Raw genomic sequence first — 17,813 nt, forward strand, 5'->3', positions numbered from 1 at the left:
TCCGCCGCGTTTATCGCTCGATTGAAAACCGGGAGCGATGCATTTTACGCCGGGTTACATCATCCCTATTTAAACCGGCGCGCAACCCCGTCAGCCCCGGGATCGAACGCGAATATCGGCAAAAACGGTTAAATTTTACACAAGATTCCCGCCCGGTTCAAAACGCTTGGATTGGGCCTCCGGGAGTGTCAAAATTGTCCGACGGCGCGGCCGCCGACCATCTCATCGCCACAGGCCTACATGCGTTTTTTCCTCGTTTTCAAGGTTGCGCTCTTCAGCGTGCTCGTCCCCGGCGCGGTTACCCTTTACTTCCCTTACAACATCCTGTCCCGCGCCGGCGGCGGCCTGCAACCGGCCGACCCGGCCCTGGCCGTGCCGGCCGGCGCCTGCATCCTGGTCGGCGCGGCCATTTACCTATGGTGCGCCCGGGACTTCGCCGTCCAGGGCCTGGGCACGCCCGCGCCGCTGGACCCGCCGAAGAACCTGGTCGTCGGCGGCCTTTACCGCCGCACGCGCAACCCCATGTATCAGGGCGTGCTGTTGATCCTGCTGGCCGAATGCCTGCTGTTCGCCGACCCCGCCCTGGCGGCGTACGCCGCCGCGGTGGCCCTGGTCCTGCACTGCCTCGTGGTGTTTTACGAAGAGCCGCTGCTCGGCCTGCGCTTCGGCGACGCCTACCGCGCCTACTGCCGCACCGTGCCGCGCTGGGGATTCGCCTTGTCGCCGTGAACGGCGCCCACCCTATGCGCGGGCCGTAGCCGCCACGGCCAAGGAATTAACATACCCGGCAAAATATCCGTCGCAAAATAAGGCCTTCCCGTCCGCTGACGGGCGATACGGCGAAAACGCCAAACGGTTTCCATATTCCTCGCACCGAGAAACGCCATACGCGCCCGCACCAGAATATTCCGTCCCGCAATAACCCAATCGATACCATGAAAGAAAAACTACGAAACTTCATTTTTTCCGAACTCATTTACCACGAAAACCCGGCGGATTTCGGCGACGACGAGGACCTGTTGGAAGCCGGGCTGGACAGCATGGGCATCATGCGCCTCATCATGTTCGCCGAGAAAACCTTCGGCGTGACCCTGCCGGACACCGAAATCGAGCCGGAGAACGTCCGCAGCCTGAACGCGCTGCAACACTGGATCGCCACGGCCGGCAAGGCGTGATGCAAGCGGCCGCCCCCCTGCCGTTCAATCCGGCCGACTACTTCACCTACGTGCTCGACCAGGAAATCCGCGCCGCCGGCCTGCCGGGCGGCTATTGCGGCTTCGCCCTGGAACTGGCGGCGGCACCGGACCTGGCGCGCTTGCAACAGCGGCTCGACTATTTGGTGGAGCACTTCCCTCGCGCCTCGGCCCGCATCGAGCGGCAAGGCAAGCGCTATGCCTGGATATATACCGACCAGCCCATCGCGCTGGAGCGCCACGACGGCGGCAGCGAGGGGGAGGCCACGCAAGCCGTGCTGCTGGAGGTCTTCAACCGCCACGAGACCCGGCCGCTGGCCTTGCACTGGATCGCCCAAGGCCAGGGCGGCACCCTGCTGTTGGTGTGGAACCATCCGCTGATGGACGCTAGAGGCGCCAAGATCCTGCTGGACTTCCTCTCGTCCGACCGGCCGGAAAGCTTCAAGGAGTCGCCGCCCCTGATCAACGCCAAGCTGGCCCAGTGGAGCTGGTGGAAAAAACTGCGCTTGCTGATCAAGGCCAAGCGCCACAACCACCAATCCAACAGCGTGGACAGCTGCCTGCCCACCACGGCGGAAGATGGGCCGCAAACCCTCGGCGTGAAAGTGCGGCGCTACGACGCAGAGGAATCGCGCCGGATCGCCCGCCTGGCCCAGCAGCACACCGGCGCGGCCGGCCGCACCCTCTACTACCTGGGCTGTTTCATGCGCGCCATGGAACAGGTGGGGCCGCCCGCCACCAAAGCCGGCTATTGCATCCCCTACGCCTTCAACCTGCGCCGCCAGGGCGCCCCGACGCCGCTGTTCGGCAACCACGTCGGCTGCTTGTTCGCCCGCGCCAGCCGCGCCCAGACCCGCGACCGGCAAGGCCTGTTCGACCACCTGCTGGCGGAATACAAGCAAACCGTGCGCGAGGAACTGGACCTGGCTTACCTGCCCCTCATGTGGCTGGGCCAATGGCTGGCGCCGGCGCGCTACGCCAAGCTGCTGCGCAAGCAGCACAGCGGCGGCGAGCTGAGCTCCCTGTGGTTTTCCGACGTGGGCGACCTGTCCTGGGGCAAGAAGGGCTTCGGCGGAATTCCCGTCACGGGCCTGTCCATGATGTGCTGGATGCCCCTGCCGCCCGGCCTGGCGCTGTTGGCCGGGCAGCTGGACGGCAAGCTGAATCTGTCCTACAGCTACCTGCAACCGGCGGTGGATGAGGCCTGGCTGGAGCAGGTCATGGCGTGCATGGACGCGGAGCTTCTGGACGAGGCCGGGGCTTAGGCCATGCTGCTGCAACCCTTCCTGGAGCAATGCCGGCGCCGGCCGCAAGCGCTGGCCCTGGCGGAAGGCGAGCGCCGCCTCGGTTACGGCGAACTCCTGGCGCGGGCGCAGGCGCTGGCCGCCGCCCTGCAAGCCGTGGGCGTTGCGCCCGGCCGGCCGGTAGCCGTCCACTTGCCGCGCGGCATCGACGCCGTCATCGCCGTCTTCGGCACCCTGCTGGCGGGGGCCTGCTACGTGCCGCTGGACACGAAAAATCCCGCCGCCCGCCTCGCCTTCATCCTGGCCGACGCCCAAGCGGCGGCGGTGCTGGGCCTGGGCCAGCCCCCCGCGGGAGTTGAGGATAAACGCTGGATCGACCTGGAGACGATCGCCCCAGCCGCGCCGCAGCCGGTGGAAACCCCGGCGGAATCCCTGGCCGCCATTCTCTATACCTCCGGCTCCACCGGCCAGCCGCGCGGCGTGGCCTTGAGCCATGGGGCCATCGCCGCTTTCGCCGGCTGGGCCGCCGATCTGGTGCAACTGAGCGAGGCCGACCGCATCGCCGGCAGCACGCCGTTCTTCTTCGACCTGTCCACTTTCGACCTGTACGCCGTGCTGGGGCGAGGCGCCAGCCTGCACTTCCTGCCCGCCGCCCTCACCCTGGCCCCGGCGCGCTTGGCCGCCTGGCTGCAAACCGAGGCCATCAGCGGCTGGTACACCGTCCCCTCCCTCCTGGCCTTCCTGGCTTACAAAGGCAACCTGGGGGAAATCGACTTGGCCTCCCTGCGCTTCGTGCTGTTCGCCGGCGAGGTGTTCCCCACTCCGGCCCTCATGGAGCTGGCCGGCCGATGGCCCCACGCGACGCTGTACAACCTGTTCGGCCCCACCGAAACCAATGTGTGCTGCCACTGGCCGGTAATACACGAACGGCTCGACCCGGCCGAGTCCATCCCCATCGGCCTGCCCGCCGCCGGCTGCCGCCTGCACGTGGAACCGGCCAGCGGCGAGCTGTGGGTGCAGGGCCCCACCCTGGCGAGCGGCTACTGGAGCGGCGGCGCATTGCGCCCGTTCCTCAATGACGAAGGCTGGTACGCCACCGGCGACCGGGTCAGCTTCCAGCAGGGCGAATACCGCTTCCACGGCCGGCTTGGGCGCATGCTGAAATGCTCCGGCTACCGGGTGGAGCCGGCGGAAATCGAGGCCTGCGTCCTCGCCCTGCCGGGCGTGCGCAGCTGCGCCGTGGTGGGCCTGGACGACCCCGCCGCCGGCCAGCGACCGGCCCTGGCTTTGTGCCTGGAACCCCAGGTCGCGCTAGCCCACATTCGCCAGGCGCTGGCCCGGCAATTGCCCGCCTATATGCAGCCCAGCCGCTATCTGGTGCTGGAAGACTTGCCGCGCCTTGCCAACGGCAAGCTGGATTACCAAGGGCTGCGCGCCCTGCTGGAGGCACACGCATGAACACGCCGGTGGATTTTGCCGACCTGGCCCCCTATTCCGCCCCGCTGGAAGAAGCGCAAATCCGCGCCCGCATCGCCGCCGTGGCCGCCGGCGGCGCCCTGCGCCATGCCATTCCCGCAACCGACGGCGGCCTGGGCGACGGTTTCGCCGAACTCTATGCCAGCCACCGCCGCCTGGGCCGGGCCTGCCGCGACCCCGGCCTGTTGCTGGCGGTCAACGCCCATCTATGGGGGATCGTGTTTCCCGTCCTGCTGTACGGCACCCCAACCCAGAAGCAAAGCCTGCTGCCGGCCCTGCTGGCCGGCGACTATCTGGGCGGCCACGCCATCACCGAACCGGCTTGCGGCTCCGACGTGCAGGCCATGGCCTGCCATGCCGAGCGCGACGGCGACGGCGACGGCTTCGTTTTAACCGGCGAGAAACGCTACATCACCAACGCGCCCCTGGCGGACTGGCTGGTGGTCTACGGCAAGCTGGAGGGACGCGTCAGCGCCTTCCTGCTGTCACGCGAGGATGCGGGCTGCCGCTTCGGCCGGGACGGCGGCCTGGACGCCTGCCCCGGCAGCGCCACCGGCAGCGTGGCGCTGGAATCCTGCCGGCTCCCAGCCGACCGCCTGCTGGGCAAGGCCGGCGCCGGCGCGCAGATGATCCAAAAAGCGCTGGAATACGAGCGCGCCTTCGTCTTCGCCGGCATCGCCGGCATCATGGAATGGCAGTTGGAAGTAGCTGTGAGCCACAGCCGGGACAGGCGCTCCGGCGGCGTCCATCTGGGCCGCCACCAGGCCATAAGCCACCGCATCGCCGACATGAAGCTGCGCCTGGACACCGTCGATCTGTGGCTGCGCGAATGCGCCAGGCTGTGCGACGCCGGCCAAAGGCTGACCCTGGCCTCGGCGCAGACCAAGCTCTACGCCGCCGAAGCGTTTTTGCAATCCAGCCTGGACGCCGTGCAGATCCTCGGCGCCGCCGCCCTGGAGGCGGGCAACCCCATGGCCGGCCTGGTGCGCGACGCCATGGCCGGCCGGCTGTTCTCCGGCAGTTCCGAAGTGCAGAAGAATCTTATCGCCGCCCTGCTGGGCACCGGCGACGCCTATAAGCCGCCGCCAGCGTAGGACGGCACGCGACAGCGGTTCCGCCCCACGCGCCTACGCGCCCTTGATCCATTCCGACCGTAACACGCCCCGATCCCATGCCGCTATTTTCCCCATACCGTCAATGGCGCCCCACGCCGCTGCTCATGGGTTCCACCCTGCTCACCCTGGCGGCGCCCGTCGCCCTGGCGGCCAACCCCGACTGGTGGCCCTGGGTACTGGCCGCCATCGCCGCCGCCAACGCCGTCATGACTTTCGCCGGCCTGTGGCCCCGCTGCGACTGGGTGGGGCCGAACTGGACGCACCTGCCGGCGGCCGCCGCGGAGCGAGGCATGGTCGCCCTCACCATCGACGACGGCCCCGACCCAGCCGTCACCCCGGCCGTGCTCGACCTGCTGGATCGATACGGCGCCAAGGCCACCTTTTTCTGTATCGGCGAACGGGCCGAGCGATACCCGGCACTGTGCCGCGAAATCGCCGCCCGCGGCCACGCCGTGGAAAACCACACCATGCGCCATCGGCACAATTTCGCTCTGCTGCTGCTGGGCGGCTATTTGGCCGAACTGCAAGCCGCCCAGGACGCCTTGACCGCCATCACCGGCACCCGGCCCCGCTTCTTCCGCGCCCCGGCCGGACTGCGCAACCCCCTGCTCGATCCCGTGCTCGGCCGCCTCGGCCTGCGCCTGGCCAGCTGGACCCGGCGCGGCTACGACACGGTGGAAAAAAATCCCCAGGCGGTCCTGGCGAAATTGTTGAAAGGCCTGCAAGCCGGCGACATCCTGCTGCTGCACGACGGCAGCGCCGCCCGCACGGCGAGCGGCCGACCGGTGATCCTGGAAGCGCTGCAGCCCTTGCTGGAAGCCATCGCTGCAGCCGGGCTGCGGCCGGCGACGTTGCGGGAGGCGCTAGCGGCAAGCGATCCATAGCCGCCGTCTTGGCCGTCAAGCACCGACGCGACGAAGGGAAACCTTTCTCACGGTTTCGGATCGATTGACGCCTACAGCGCCAGTCCCTCCATGAAATGCGCCCCGGCGCGGGCGGCGTGGGGAGCCAGGCCGGCGTCGCGCGCCAGGCGGTGGAAGTTTTCCGAGCGCTCCGACATGGTGGAGGCGGCCAGCATCAGCTCCAGCTCCACTTTCGGCACCTGGCGCATGAAGCGCCGCACCAGCTCCGCGTCCACGCCGTCGCCGCCGAATTCACCCAGGGCGAGGGAGCGGGAGAAGCCGTAGAACTGGCGCATGCGGCTCTCGCACAGCTGGGCGTGGCGGGCGCGGCGGGACGGGTCTTTGAGGGATTCGCCCACCGCCAGGGCGGTCATGGCGGCGTTGTAGAAGGCGTTGAGCACGCCGTGGGAATAGATGGGATCGACGAAGGAAGCGGCGTCGCCGATGCAGTAGAAGTTCTCGCCGCACAGCCGGGTCGAGTAGTAGGAATAATCCGGCCTCTCGCAGAAGGAGTCTTCCACGTACTCGGCGCTCTCCAGCAATCGCTCCAGGTACGGCGCGCGCTTGAGGGTGTCTAGGAAGAACCGCTCGCGCTCGGCCTTGTCCATGGCGCGGGCGCGGTCGGTGTTGATGACCAGGCCGACGCTGGTGAGCTTCCGCAGGGCGATGTGCCAGATCCAGCCGTCCTCGAAGGAGGTGACGAAAGTGACGGGGCGGACTTTGCCGATATCGGCCGCCGGGTAGCTGCGTCCGTCGGCGCCGACGAAGCGGGAGTTGTCGAAATAGCCCCACAGGGACAGGAAACGCATGCGCGAATCGATCAGGCGCTTGGACTTGAACTGTCCGGCCAGCAGCGCGGACGAGCCGCTGGCGTCGATGACCACCCGGCAAGTCAGGCTGCCTTCGCGGGCGTCGCCGCCGCGCCGGTCCAGGTAAGACACGCGGGGACGGTCCAAGCCCAGCTCGGCCTGTTGCGCCGCCACTTGCTGGAACACCTGCGCCCCGGCGCTTTCGGCGTGTTTCAACAACAGCTCGTCGAACACGTCCCGCTCCACGTGCAGGGCGGGACGGCTGAAGCCGAATTCGGCGAAAGCGATGCGGTGGATGCGGCCGTTCCATACGGTGATGCCGCCGGCCTTGGAAACGAAGCCCTCTTGCTCGATGAGGGGCGCGGCGCCGGTCTGTTCGGCGTATTTCCACACATGGGGGATGAGGCTCTCGCCCACTTGGGGGCGGGGGTGGCGGGCCTTTTCCAGCAGTACCACTTCCACCCCTTGCTTGGCCAGCAAGGCGGCGACGCTGGCGCCGGCCGGGCCGCCGCCGATCACGACCACGTCGCAGGCTGGCGGCAGCTCGCCGCCGGGCTTAGTCGACAATGCTGTCGACCTTGCCGTTCTTGAAGCGGACGATGAACTTGTTGAACAGGTTGGACCAATAGGTCCAGTTGTCGCCGTCCAGGGAAGGGGTTTCATGCTGGGGCGGATAACCGATGGCGGCCAGCACGGCCTTGCGATCCATGCCTTTCTGCACCTGGCCGGCCAAAATATTGGCCTGGTCGGCCTTGCTGAACTGCGCCAGGTTGACCTTGGCGGGGCCGGCGATTTTCTTGAACGCCGTCTGCATGTCGTCCTTGGTGAACTTGGGCACGTTTTCGATGGTGAGGGTCTGGCCGCTGTCCAGCAGCTTGAGCTGCGCCTTTTCCGCATCGATGGACAACAGCGTCACCGCCGTGTTGACGGGAATCAGCTGCCCCTTGCGGTAGTTGGTGGTGCGGAAGTTGTCCTTTTCCTGGAACAGGCTGAATTGGGTGTAATAAAGCGCGCCCAACTGCACGCCGGGGGCGAGGTCCTCCGATTTGAGCTCCTTCTTGCAGCCGGCCAGCAGCAGGGCCGACAGCAGGGCGAATCCCAGGGCGATTTTTTTGTGCATCGTTTTCTTCCTTAATCACTCGTCGAAAATGCAATAGCCGCGCACCTACCGATACCGGTGCGAGCGGTACATCAGGTAGTACAGGCAAGAGAAAAGCAGGAACAGCGCGGCGGAGCCGGCGGCGATTTCCCGGCTCAGGGGAATCAGGATCAGCGAGGAAACCAGTTCCGCCAGGATCAGCACGATCAAGGTACCCACCACCAGCAGCCTGGACATGCGCGAGCAAACATACACGCCGAGCGGCGCGCCCACAACCACGATGGGGACGGCGGCCAGCCAGTATTCGCTCACCGGCGGCACGAACTGCCCGGCGGCGGCGATCATGGCGAAACCGGACCAGGAGGTGAGCACCATCATGACGATGACGGTCGGCGTGGCGGCCTTCTCGCACAGGCGGAACAGCAGCACCAGCACGGAAAACACGATGATTTCCAAGCCGCTGCCCAGCAGGCCGCTCACCAACCCGCCGAGCATGCCGAAGGCCAGCAGGATGCCTTTTTCCAAGGCGCCGAAACGGGGCAGGTGCAGATGGCGGTCGCGGGCCGTGTCCAGGTTGTGCCACAACAGCGCCAGGGCGAAACTGCATTGCACCACAGTGAACAGGATCCGCACGGCGCTGGAGGGCAACAGGTTGGACAGCGACAAGCCCACCGCCAGCATGGGCACGGAGCCCAGCACCACCCAAGCCACCGCGCGCCATTCGACGCGGATGCGCAACAGCAATATGGTCAAAAAGCCGGAGCCCATGCCGATGCTCTGCGTCGCCAGGGAAAACAGCTTGGCGTGGGCCGGCGGAATGGCCAGCACTTTGGTGAACACCGGAAAAGCCACCGCCCCGCCCGCTTCGCTGGTGGCGCCGCCGATGAAGGAGCCCAGCGCCATGGTCAGGGTGATGCGCCAGTGCTCCCGCAGCGCCCACCAGGGCGGCGTGTCGGGCAGGCAATACCAGGCCAGCCACACCAAGGGCGGGATGAGAAACACCAGGATGCGGTTACGGGACATCGGGCTTGATCCCCAGCTTTTCCAAAAAGACCGCCGGCGAGGCGTACAGCATTTCGCCGCTGGCGGCGTCCACCGCCGCCTGGACGGTATGGCCCTTGGCCAGCACCGTGCCGGTTTCCGCGTCCCGCACCTGGTACTTGATCTTCATGCGGTATTCGTACTCCACCAGCTCCGCCGCCGCGACGATGCGCTGGCCGAAGCGGGCCGGGCGGACGTAGCGCAACTGCAAGTCGACGATGGGCCAGACGTAGCCGCTGTCCTTCATGGCCATATAGCCGTAGCCGATCTTCTCCAGCATGGCGCAGCGGGCCGACTCGATGTATTTGCAATAGTGGCCGTGCCAGACGATGCCGAGCATGTCCACCTCGTAGAACTCCACCGTCAGCTCCACTTCGGCGCTAATCACGGCCGCCCTCCCCCGCGTCGGACGCTTTCCAATAGGGGTAGAAATTGAACCATTGCAGCGGCGCGGCCCGGCAGTGGCCTTCCAGGGTTTCGGCGTAGCGCCGCGCCAAGTCTTGCAGCATCCGGCCCCGTTGCGGCTCGGCGCGGGGAACGCGGATGGATTCGGCGAAAGGCGCCAGATGCACCTGGTAGCGGCCATCTTTTGCATAGCAAAACAGGGTATACACCGGGCAGCGCAGCAGTGAGGCGAGCAGGTAAGGGCCTTGCGGGAACTCCGCCTCCCGGCCGAGGAAGCTCGCTTTCACCGTGCGCCCGCCTTGCACCGGGATGCGGTCGCCCACCATCACCACAAACTCGCCCTGCTCGATTTTTTCCTGCAAGGCGATGGCGATGGCGGGATTCAGCTCCGTCACCTGAATCAGTCGGATGGTGGCGCTGCCCGTGCGTCCGCCCAGCAGGCGGTTGAATTTCTCGGCGTGCTTGGTGTGAACCAGGATGTTGAGGCGGATGTGGCCGCGCAGGTTGGCGATGGCCTGGCAGATTTCCAGGTTGCCGATATGGCCCGACAACAGCATGGCGCCGCGCTTTTGCTCCAGCAGATCGAGCAGCAGCCGGCGGTTGGGAAAATCCACCTGGACGGGATCGATGCGCCCCATCCAAACGATGATCTTGTCCAACAGGGTTTCGCCGAAGCTGAGGAAGTGACGGTAGCTCTCCCACCAGCCGCCCCGCAGGCCCAGCTCCGGGAAAAACGCCCCGAGGCGGCGCAAATATTCCATCGACGCTGCACGGGCGACGCGGCCGCCAAGGAAGTAATAGCTGACCACCGGCCGCAGGAACAATCGGAAGGCCCAACGACCGCACAGTCGATATACCCACACCAGGAGCCGAATGCCCCACAGCAGGCTGGTTTCCTCCAGCGCCGCCCAATGGCCCGCGGGGGTCTTCATTGGCAGTGCCGCGCGAGCAATTTCGGCAGGCGCGGCAACATGCCGAAAAACAGCTTGGCGTGGGTCAGGCTGATACGGACGTTGTCTTCCCAGCCGCGGAAATGGGACACGCCGTCCTGGGGATAACCGACGCGGGTCGGGATGGCCACCACGGTCAGGCCCTGCCAATACAAGCGCACCAATATTTCCACGTCGAACGCCATGCGATCCTCCAGCCGTGTGCTTTGCAGCAGCCGTACGCAGGCATTGACCGGATAAACGCGGTAGCCGCACATGGAATCGGGAATCGCCGCCGACAAGGTGTTGATATACACCCAGGCGTGGGTCAGATAACGGGCGTAGTAGCGCAGCTTGGGCACCGACTCGTCGTATAGCGGCCGACCGGTGACCACCGCCTGGGGGTTTTCCAGGGCGGCGGCCAGGAAACGGTCCAGATCGTCCAAATCGTGCTGGCCGTCGGCGTCGATTTGCACGGCGTGGGAATACCCCAGATCCTTCGCCAGCAGGATGCCCGCCTTCACCGCCCCGCCTTTGCCGCGATTGATGCCCAGCCGGATGCTGCGCGCCCAGGGATATTGGCCGGCCAGGCCCCGAATCACCGCGGCACAGGACTCGCGGCTGCCGTCGTCCACCAAGATGCAGGGCAGCTTATACAAGGCCAGCCGCTGCATGATCTTCGGCAACGGGCCCTCGTGGTTGTAGACCGGAATGAGTATGCAGGGATTAAACGGAGTCGCCATGGAAATAGATCCTTCCCGAGCTGTATTCGGCTTGTTCCGAAAAATAACGAAACTCCAGTTTGCGGCCGCCGTCCAAATAGCGCAAACGCAAGGCCAAGCCCTGCCCCGGCAACATCAACTCCTTGAATTTGACCGCCTCCATGTGGCTGAACACCCAATCCAACCCCAAATACGACCGGGCATACCCCACCGCCCATTGGATTTGCGCCACGCCGGGCACGACGGATATTTCGTCGAAATGGCCGTGAAAATAAGCCAGATCTTCCGGAATGCGCAAAGCCAACTCGATGCCGTCGTCCCGCGGACTGACTCCGAGGACCTCCGGCAACAAAACCGCCTGACCGTCCCGCCCCATCGTATCGCTCAAAAACTTGCCTTGACTTTGCGTCGCACGGCCATTTCACCGGCCATCAAGCCGCCCATCAACACATAAAACACGACGCCGTTGTAAACGCTCCACAGCCACTGGTCGCCGTACCACACGGTGGCGGAGGACACGGCGGCGTTGGCGAGGAAAAAACCGCTCCATACCCGCGTCACCGTACGGGTATAAGCCACGCCCTTGGGCGGCAGATCGGGATCCTCCAGCCGCGCCAAGCGCTCCACCACCGTCGGAGGGTGGACCAAGCTGTAGGAAAAAACGGCGAAAAACGCCAAGCTGACGAATACCGGATAAGCCAGCAGCCAACGGGTTTCGTTGGCGAGGGCGATGCCCGACAGGAACAGGACGCAGGCGACCGGCAACAACCACCGCCCCGCCGCGCCCGCCGCCGCTCGGGAACCGCGACGCAGCAGGCGCAGCAAAAACAGCGCCGCCAGGGCCAAAGCCAGGGACCGAGGCTGGAGATAATCCCGGGAATACCAAACCAGGAATGGATAACCCACTGTTACCGCCCCGATTATCCCGTTGAGCATGGGCTTTAAGCGGCGGTGATGCGATAAACCGTATCCACCACGTCCTGAATGGTGCGGGCGTTTTTGAAATCCTCCGGGTCGATGCGTTTGCCGGTGATTTCCCGGAGTTTCACCATCAAGTCCACCGCGTCGATGCTGTCGATATCCAAATCCTGACCCAAGCTCGAATCTAAAGCGATTTCCTCCGCCGGCAGGTCGAACATTTCCGACATGATTTGCCGTAAAGTGGAAAAGACTTCTTCTTTGGTTTTCATCGGGCGTTTTTTTCCTGTTGCGATACGACGAAACCGGCCAGATTTTTCACCGACGAAAAATAATTCGCCAGTTCGGTGGAATCGGTGTCGATATGAATATGATATTTTTTCTTCAAGGCCATGCCGAGCTCCAAGGCGTCGATGGAGTCCAGCCCCAGGCCATCGCCGAACAGCGGCGCGTCGGAGACGATGTCCGACGGCTCCATGCCGTCCAGCTCGAAAGTATGGATAATCAAATTTTTCAATTCGGCTTCAAGGTTTTCCATGATCGGCCTGCCGCTCAATGAAATACTGTTCCAAGCGCCGGGTGATATGCCGAGCGGCGAGAGGGCGGCTTACGCCCGCATTCATCGAGCCAAACTCGATATCATCGCCTACATCCAAGCTTAATGTAAACTTTTTATGGGGTATCTGGTACCACTTCTCGTGCTTGGTCAAGGTGGTCGGCGTGCAGCCGATGCGCACCGGCAGCACCGGGGCGCCCGACTGTAGCGCGATGGCGGCGGTGCCGCGCTGGAACTTGATGGGCTTGCCGGGCGTGGTCCGCGTCCCCTCGGGAAAAATGATGAGCGAAGCGCCCTCGCGCAGTTCGGCGGCGCACTGTTCCACCAAAGCTTCCGGGTCTTCGGCGTAGATATAACCCATGGCGCGGATGGGAAAACGCATGAACGGGTTGGCCGCCAAGGCGGGCTTGACAATGCAGGTGGCGTTGCGGATCTGGGAAATCAGGAACACCACGTCCAGCAAAGACGGGTGATTGGCGACCACCAGCCGGCCCGGCGCGTTGAGCCGCTCGCCGCCGCGCACTTCGTAGGTGAGGATGCCGATGCGACGCATAAAGTTCATATACCAGCGGAAGAGGCCGTGCATCCAGGCGCGGCTGGTGAGCTTTTTTTCCAACCCCGCGCCGAGAAACCGCTCGATCAGCGGGAACAGCAGCCCCCAAAACAGCAGGCCCACGGCGCCGAACAGGAAGAAGCTCAAGCCCGTGCCCACCAGCCGCCAGTAATAATTGATCCGTTCAAGCATCGTCCAGACTCCAGCGCCAAACCGACGATCCCGGCCGGCTGCACCCGCTGCGCCGCCCTTGCCGGATCGCCTGCACCAAACCGGGCTCGTCGGCATCCGCATCGCCCACCGCGCCGCCAACCCGCGCCAACCGCAGCTTCGGGCCGGTCCCGCCGCCGGCCAACACCATCCCCAAGGCCCAGGTAATCCGCGGCGACGCCGCATAGTCCCGATAGGCGCCGGGCAACGGCTGCTCGTAACAAACCACCAGCGTCCGGGGGCTTTCCAGCAACAACCCGGCGGCCTCCAGGAACGCCGCGAACAGGCCTTCCGTGCCGCCGGCCAGGGACACGTAAGGCTGGAAACTGTCGCCGTGGAAGCTACACAGCCCGGCGATGGCGTTGTGCACGCTGAGGCTGAAGCGGCTGGGGGAGACCTCCTCGCCGGCCGCCAGCCCTTCCAGCATCTCGAAGTAGTATTGGCTTTCGCCGTGACGGGAGAAAAACACCGACGGCATGTCGCCGCCGACCTGCCGGCAGCGCCAAGCCACGGCGCTGGCGGCCCGGCCCAAGGGCGACAGCCGGCGCCGCTGCATCATGGGCAAAAAACCCACGTCGGCGGCGCCGCCGTTGCAGGGCAGCACCTCCCCGGCCGGCCAGCAGCCGGCGGACGGCGTAGCCTCGGAGCGCCACAGGCACCAATGTTCGAGCGTGAAGCACAACTGGGTTTCCCGCCCCATGGGCTGCGCCGCCTCAGTCATCCCAGCGGCGCAGGACCAGGGAGGTGTTGATGCCGCCGAAGGCGAAGTTGTTGCTTACCACGTATTCGGTGTCGATGGCGCGGCCGGAGCCTACGATGTAATCCAGTTCCGCGCACCGGGGATCGGGATTGTCCAGGTTCAGGTTGGGATGGAACCAGCCCTCCCGCATCATGTGGATGGCGGCCATGGCCTCCAGGGCGCCGCAAGCCCCCAAGGTATGGCCGGTGTAGCCCTTCATACTGCTGATGGGCGTGTGCCGCCCGAAAACCGCCCGGGTGGCGTGGCTTTCGGCGACGTCGCCCTGGTCGGTGGCGGTGCCGTGGGCGCTGATATAGCCGATTTGGCCCGGCTCCACGGCGGCGTCCTGCAAGGCCAGGCGCATGACCACCTGCATGGTGTCCGGGTTGGGTTGGGTGATATGGGAGCCGTCGGCGTTGGAGGCGAAACCGGCCACCTCGGCATGGATGCGCGCCCCCCGCGCCTGGGCTCGGCCCAGCTCCTCCAGCACCAGGGTGCAGCCGCCCTCGCCGATCACCAGGCCGTCGCGGTCGCGGTCGAAGGGCCTGGGGGTGAGCTGCGGCTCGCTATTGCGCGTGCTGGTGGCGTACAAAGCGTCGAAGGTTGCCGCCTCGGTCGGACACAGCTCTTCCGCGCCGCCGGCCAGCATCACGTCCTGCAAGCCGAACTTGATGGCCTCGTAGGCGTAACCGATGCCCATGCTGCCGGACGTGCAGGCGCTGACGGAGGGTATGACGCGGCCGCGCACCTGGAAAAACACCGCCACGTTGGCGGCGCTGGTGTGGCCCATCATTTTCAGGTAGGTGGTGGCGTTGAGGGTGCCGATGTCGCGGTTGATGAGCATGCGGCCGAAATCGGCGATGGCCGGCGTCGAGCCCACCGAGGAGCCGTAAGCCACGCCGGTGCGGCCGCCGACCACCACGGCGTCGCCCAGCAGGCCGGCGTCCTCCAGGGCCAGTTCCGTGGCGCGGGTCGCCAGCAGGGACACGCGCCCCATGCTGCGGGTGTTCTTGCGGGTGTAATGGGCCGGCAGGCTGAAATTCTCCACCGGCGCGCCCAGCCGGGTGAGGAGGCCGTTGTACTGCTCCCACTCCGGCAGATAACGGATGCCCGACTGACCCGCCTGGAGCCTGGCGCGCATCGCCTCCCAATCGTTGCCGATGGGGGAAAAACCGGCCATGCCGGTGACCACCACGCGCCGCGTCAACATAGGCCGCCGTTCACCGCGATCACCTGGCGGGTGATGTAGCCGGCGTCTTCCGACATGAGGAAGGCCACCAGGGCGGCGACCTCCTCCGGGGTGCCCATGCGCTTGGCGGGAATCGCCGCCATGATTTCATCCAGGGGCGCGCCGTCCAGCATGTCGGTCTCGATCAGGCCCGGCGCCACGCAGTTGACGGTGATCTTGCGCTTGGCCAGTTCCACCGCCAGCGCCTTGCTGGCGCCGATGATGCCGGCCTTGGCGGCGCTGTAGTTGACCTGGCCGCGGTTGCCGATGAGCCCCGACACCGACGACAGGGTGACGATGCGCCCCGGCTTGCGGCGCTGGATCATTGGCATCACCAGGGGATACAGCACGTTGTAGAAGCCGTCCAGATTGCTGCGCAGCACCTGGTCCCAATCCTCCCCGCTCAGGGCGGGAAAAGCGTTGTCGCGCGACAGGCCGGCGTTGCACACCACGCCGTAATAGGCGCCATGGGCCTGGATATCGGCTTCCAGGGCATCCTTGGCGGCGGCGCGGTCGGCCAGGTCGAAGCTCAAGACCCGCGCCTGCCGGCCCAGCTCGACGATGCCGTCGCGCACCTCACCGGCTTCGTCCAAACGGCTGCGGCAGTGCACGACGATGTCGTAGCCCTCGCGGGCCAGGCGCATGGCGATGGCTTTGCCGATGCCGCGGCTGGAACCCGTGACCAGAATGGTTTTTTGGCTCATATTCCTTTTCCGGCGAGAAATGTTTTCGCGTCCTTGGGCAACAGCACGTTGAGCTTGGAATCCGCGTGGACGTGCTCGCCGTCGATGGTGCAACCGAACACCGACATCTCGTTGGCCGCCTCGATGATTTTTTCGGCCCGCACCCGCAGGCGCGCGCCGCAAGGGAAACCGCCGGCCGAACATTGGTAATGGCGGGTGCCCAGCAAAAACCCCAAGCCGATTTCCTCGCCCCGGCAGCGCCGGTGGTACCCGGAATAAGCGGCGATGGCCTGCGCCATGTACTCCAGGCCGACCCAGGCGGGAACGGTGCGGTCGGGCAGGGAAAACAGCCCGTCGTCGCGCACGGTCACCTCGACGACGATGTGCTCGTCCCCCACCTCGACGACCCGGTCCAGCAGGACCATGGTGTGGGACTGGGGCAAAAGCGCGGCGACGGGGTAAGGAAAATCCACTGAAGTTTCAGGCATGTCCGATGAGCAGGGACACATTGTTGCCGCCGAACGCGAAAGAGTTGCTGAGGCAGTATTGTAGTGGTTTCGAGCGCCGGGTTTCCAGCGCGGCGAACCCCAGACGCGGCATTTCGGGATCTAATTCACCATCCCACAAATGGGGCGGCAGCCTGCCTTCCCGGTTCGATTCCGACAGCAACAGCCAGCACAATCCCGCCTCGATGGCCCCGGCCGCGCCCAGGCAATGGCCGGTGGCGGGCTTGCTGGAGCCGCAAGCAATGCCGCCGCCGAACAGCTCGGCCACCGCCCGGCTTTCCATGGCATCGTTTTGCGGCGTGGCCGTGCCGTGCAGGTTGATGTAGTCCAGCCGTTCCGGCGCAAGGCCCGCATCGCGCAAGGCGGCTTGCATGGCCGCCTTGGCGCAGGAACCGTCGGGGCGGGGCGCGGAAATGTGGTAGGCGTCGGCGCTGGCGCCTGCGCCCAGCAGAGCGACGGGGGCGGGCTCGCGGCTCATGAGGAACAGCGCCGCCCCCTCGCCGATGAGGGTGCCGTCGCGGTTACGGCTGAAGGGGTTGCAGCGGGTCTTGCTGATGGCGCCCAGGGCGGCGAAGCCTTCCAGGGTGGTGCGGCACAAGGCGTCGCCGCCGCCCGCCAGCACCGCGTCGCACACGCCCAGCCGCAGCAACCGGCGCGCCGAGGCCAGGGCGTTGGCGCTGGAGGAGCAGGTGGTGGAAACGGTATAGGCCGGCCCTTGCGCGCCGAGATGGCGCGCAAGGAACTCGGCCGCCCCGCCCAGTTCCTGCTGCCGGTAATGGTAGCCGGCCGGCATCCGGCCGGTGGTGCGCAACATTCCCACCGCCTCTTCGCCCTCGGCGATGCCGGAAGTGCTGGTGCCGACGACCACGCCGATGCGATGGGGGCCGTATTGCTCCAGCGCCCGCCGCACAGCCGGTTCGATCTGCCCCAGGGCCGCCAGCAGCAGGCGGTTGTTGCGGCAGTCGTAATCCGCCAAACCGGGCGGCAGCGGCGGCAACTCGCCCGGCACGCTCAACGCGGGGATGGCCGTAGCCAGCCAGGGGACCGGCGCCGGCTCAGGGCGGCGCCCGGCGAGCCAGTTGGCCAACACCTCGGCCTTGCCATGCCCCAAGGCGCAGACGATGCCTAAATCATGCAGAAACAAAACTTTGCCTTGTTCTTCCACTTTGCCGGATTGAGCGGTCCCGTTTGCCGCGCCGAGCACCGCAGCTTGGGCCGGGAATAACCCGCAGGGCCGCCGCACGGATGCGGCGGGTTGGGCGTCAGGCCAGGGATGGCCTGTCGGCCAACTCCCGGTCCAAGCGAGGAGCGCAGGGCACCCCGAAGGGGCGCGGCAATCGGGTGTCCTTTCTTTTGGTTCCTTTTCTTTGGACAAGCAAAGAAAAGGAACCCGCCCGTGGGTGCGGCTAACCCACATTCAAACCACTCGCCGAAGGCGCTCAAAGCCTGACCCGCCACATTGGGCTACCGCCGGCGGTTATTGGC

General features: G+C 65.9%; 22 protein-coding genes. 6 read left to right on the forward strand and 16 right to left on the reverse strand.

What is annotated here, in order from left to right; all coding sequences use genetic code 11:
• The first annotated feature begins 240 nt into the window (after window positions 1-240).
• The 6 genes from K5607_RS12485 (at window position 241) to K5607_RS12510 (ending at window position 5,912) form a co-directional block, all read left to right on the forward strand.
• Window positions 241-729, forward strand: coding sequence for a methyltransferase family protein (locus tag K5607_RS12485; RefSeq protein ID WP_221047207.1), 489 nt, complete (start codon window positions 241-243; stop codon window positions 727-729).
• A gap of 206 nt (window positions 730-935) precedes the next feature.
• Entirely contained in the window at window positions 936-1,175 is a 240-nt protein-coding gene (locus tag K5607_RS12490; protein WP_054774935.1) for an acyl carrier protein, read from the forward strand.
• Window positions 1,175-2,458 carry a hypothetical protein gene (locus K5607_RS12495; RefSeq protein ID WP_221047208.1) on the forward strand — a complete coding sequence of 428 codons (1,284 nt, stop codon included), beginning with the start codon at window positions 1,175-1,177 and terminating at the stop codon, window positions 2,456-2,458. Before K5607_RS12490 ends, K5607_RS12495 begins: the two co-directional genes overlap by 1 nt.
• Before the next feature lie 3 nt (window positions 2,459-2,461).
• Complete coding sequence (locus K5607_RS12500) at window positions 2,462-3,895, forward strand: AMP-binding protein (protein ID WP_221047209.1); 1,434 nt, start codon at window positions 2,462-2,464, stop codon at window positions 3,893-3,895.
• Complete coding sequence (locus K5607_RS12505) at window positions 3,892-5,007, forward strand: acyl-CoA dehydrogenase family protein (RefSeq protein ID WP_221047210.1); 1,116 nt, start codon at window positions 3,892-3,894, stop codon at window positions 5,005-5,007. Before K5607_RS12500 ends, K5607_RS12505 begins: the two co-directional genes overlap by 4 nt.
• A 77-nt stretch (window positions 5,008-5,084) precedes the next feature.
• Window positions 5,085-5,912, forward strand: coding sequence for a polysaccharide deacetylase family protein (locus K5607_RS12510; RefSeq protein ID WP_221047211.1), 828 nt, complete (start codon window positions 5,085-5,087; stop codon window positions 5,910-5,912).
• A gap of 71 nt (window positions 5,913-5,983) precedes the next feature.
• Here K5607_RS12510 and K5607_RS12515 read toward each other — a convergent pair whose 3' ends face one another.
• From K5607_RS12515 to K5607_RS12590, 16 genes are read right to left on the reverse strand one after another with little or no spacing between them, the layout of a single operon-like run.
• A complete protein-coding gene (locus K5607_RS12515; RefSeq protein ID WP_246598855.1) occupies window positions 5,984-7,306 on the reverse strand; it encodes an NAD(P)/FAD-dependent oxidoreductase in 1,323 nt (440 codons plus the stop codon).
• Entirely contained in the window at window positions 7,296-7,859 is a 564-nt protein-coding gene (locus K5607_RS12520) for a hypothetical protein (RefSeq protein WP_054774219.1), read from the reverse strand. Before K5607_RS12520 ends, K5607_RS12515 begins: the two co-directional genes overlap by 11 nt.
• Window positions 7,860-7,904: 45 nt before the next feature.
• Window positions 7,905-8,861, reverse strand: coding sequence for a sulfite exporter TauE/SafE family protein (locus tag K5607_RS12525; protein ID WP_054774220.1), 957 nt, complete (start codon window positions 8,859-8,861; stop codon window positions 7,905-7,907).
• The gene (locus K5607_RS12530) at window positions 8,851-9,267 is read right to left on the reverse strand and encodes an acyl-CoA thioesterase (RefSeq protein ID WP_054774221.1); all 417 of its coding nucleotides are present in this window, start codon (window positions 9,265-9,267) and stop codon (window positions 8,851-8,853) included. The genes K5607_RS12525 and K5607_RS12530 overlap by 11 nt, the downstream gene beginning before the upstream one ends.
• Window positions 9,260-10,216 carry a lysophospholipid acyltransferase family protein gene (locus K5607_RS12535; RefSeq protein WP_054774222.1) on the reverse strand — a complete coding sequence of 319 codons (957 nt, stop codon included), beginning with the start codon at window positions 10,214-10,216 and terminating at the stop codon, window positions 9,260-9,262. Before K5607_RS12535 ends, K5607_RS12530 begins: the two co-directional genes overlap by 8 nt.
• The gene (locus K5607_RS12540; RefSeq protein WP_221047213.1) at window positions 10,213-10,956 is read right to left on the reverse strand and encodes a glycosyltransferase family 2 protein; all 744 of its coding nucleotides are present in this window, start codon (window positions 10,954-10,956) and stop codon (window positions 10,213-10,215) included. Before K5607_RS12540 ends, K5607_RS12535 begins: the two co-directional genes overlap by 4 nt.
• A complete protein-coding gene (locus tag K5607_RS12545) occupies window positions 10,940-11,323 on the reverse strand; it encodes an ApeI family dehydratase (protein ID WP_156302759.1) in 384 nt (127 codons plus the stop codon). Before K5607_RS12545 ends, K5607_RS12540 begins: the two co-directional genes overlap by 17 nt.
• A complete protein-coding gene (locus K5607_RS12550; RefSeq protein WP_221047214.1) occupies window positions 11,320-11,871 on the reverse strand; it encodes a COG4648 family protein in 552 nt (183 codons plus the stop codon). The genes K5607_RS12545 and K5607_RS12550 overlap by 4 nt, the downstream gene beginning before the upstream one ends.
• Window positions 11,872-11,876: 5 nt before the next feature.
• Window positions 11,877-12,125 carry an acyl carrier protein gene (locus tag K5607_RS12555; RefSeq protein ID WP_054774903.1) on the reverse strand — a complete coding sequence of 83 codons (249 nt, stop codon included), beginning with the start codon at window positions 12,123-12,125 and terminating at the stop codon, window positions 11,877-11,879.
• On the reverse strand, window positions 12,122-12,391 hold the full coding sequence (locus K5607_RS12560; protein WP_054774904.1) for a phosphopantetheine-binding protein: 270 nt from the start codon (window positions 12,389-12,391) through the stop codon (window positions 12,122-12,124). The genes K5607_RS12555 and K5607_RS12560 overlap by 4 nt, the downstream gene beginning before the upstream one ends.
• A complete protein-coding gene (locus tag K5607_RS12565) occupies window positions 12,378-13,154 on the reverse strand; it encodes a lysophospholipid acyltransferase family protein (RefSeq protein WP_221047215.1) in 777 nt (258 codons plus the stop codon). The genes K5607_RS12560 and K5607_RS12565 overlap by 14 nt, the downstream gene beginning before the upstream one ends.
• Entirely contained in the window at window positions 13,147-13,872 is a 726-nt protein-coding gene (locus tag K5607_RS12570) for a beta-ketoacyl synthase chain length factor (RefSeq protein WP_246598856.1), read from the reverse strand. The genes K5607_RS12565 and K5607_RS12570 overlap by 8 nt, the downstream gene beginning before the upstream one ends.
• Window positions 13,873-13,885: 13 nt before the next feature.
• Entirely contained in the window at window positions 13,886-15,121 is a 1,236-nt protein-coding gene (locus K5607_RS12575) for a beta-ketoacyl-ACP synthase (protein WP_221047217.1), read from the reverse strand.
• Window positions 15,115-15,843 carry a 3-oxoacyl-ACP reductase FabG gene (fabG, locus tag K5607_RS12580; RefSeq protein WP_054774812.1) on the reverse strand — a complete coding sequence of 243 codons (729 nt, stop codon included), beginning with the start codon at window positions 15,841-15,843 and terminating at the stop codon, window positions 15,115-15,117. The genes K5607_RS12575 and fabG overlap by 7 nt, the downstream gene beginning before the upstream one ends.
• Complete coding sequence (locus K5607_RS12585; protein ID WP_246598857.1) at window positions 15,840-16,310, reverse strand: hotdog family protein; 471 nt, start codon at window positions 16,308-16,310, stop codon at window positions 15,840-15,842. The genes fabG and K5607_RS12585 overlap by 4 nt, the downstream gene beginning before the upstream one ends.
• Entirely contained in the window at window positions 16,303-17,472 is a 1,170-nt protein-coding gene (locus tag K5607_RS12590) for a beta-ketoacyl-ACP synthase (RefSeq protein ID WP_221047218.1), read from the reverse strand. Before K5607_RS12590 ends, K5607_RS12585 begins: the two co-directional genes overlap by 8 nt.
• Between the last annotated feature and the right edge of the window lie 341 nt (window positions 17,473-17,813).

It is taken from the genome of Methylogaea oryzae, from assembly GCF_019669985.1.
GTDB classification, from domain to species: Bacteria; Pseudomonadota; Gammaproteobacteria; order Methylococcales; family Methylococcaceae; genus Methylogaea; species Methylogaea oryzae.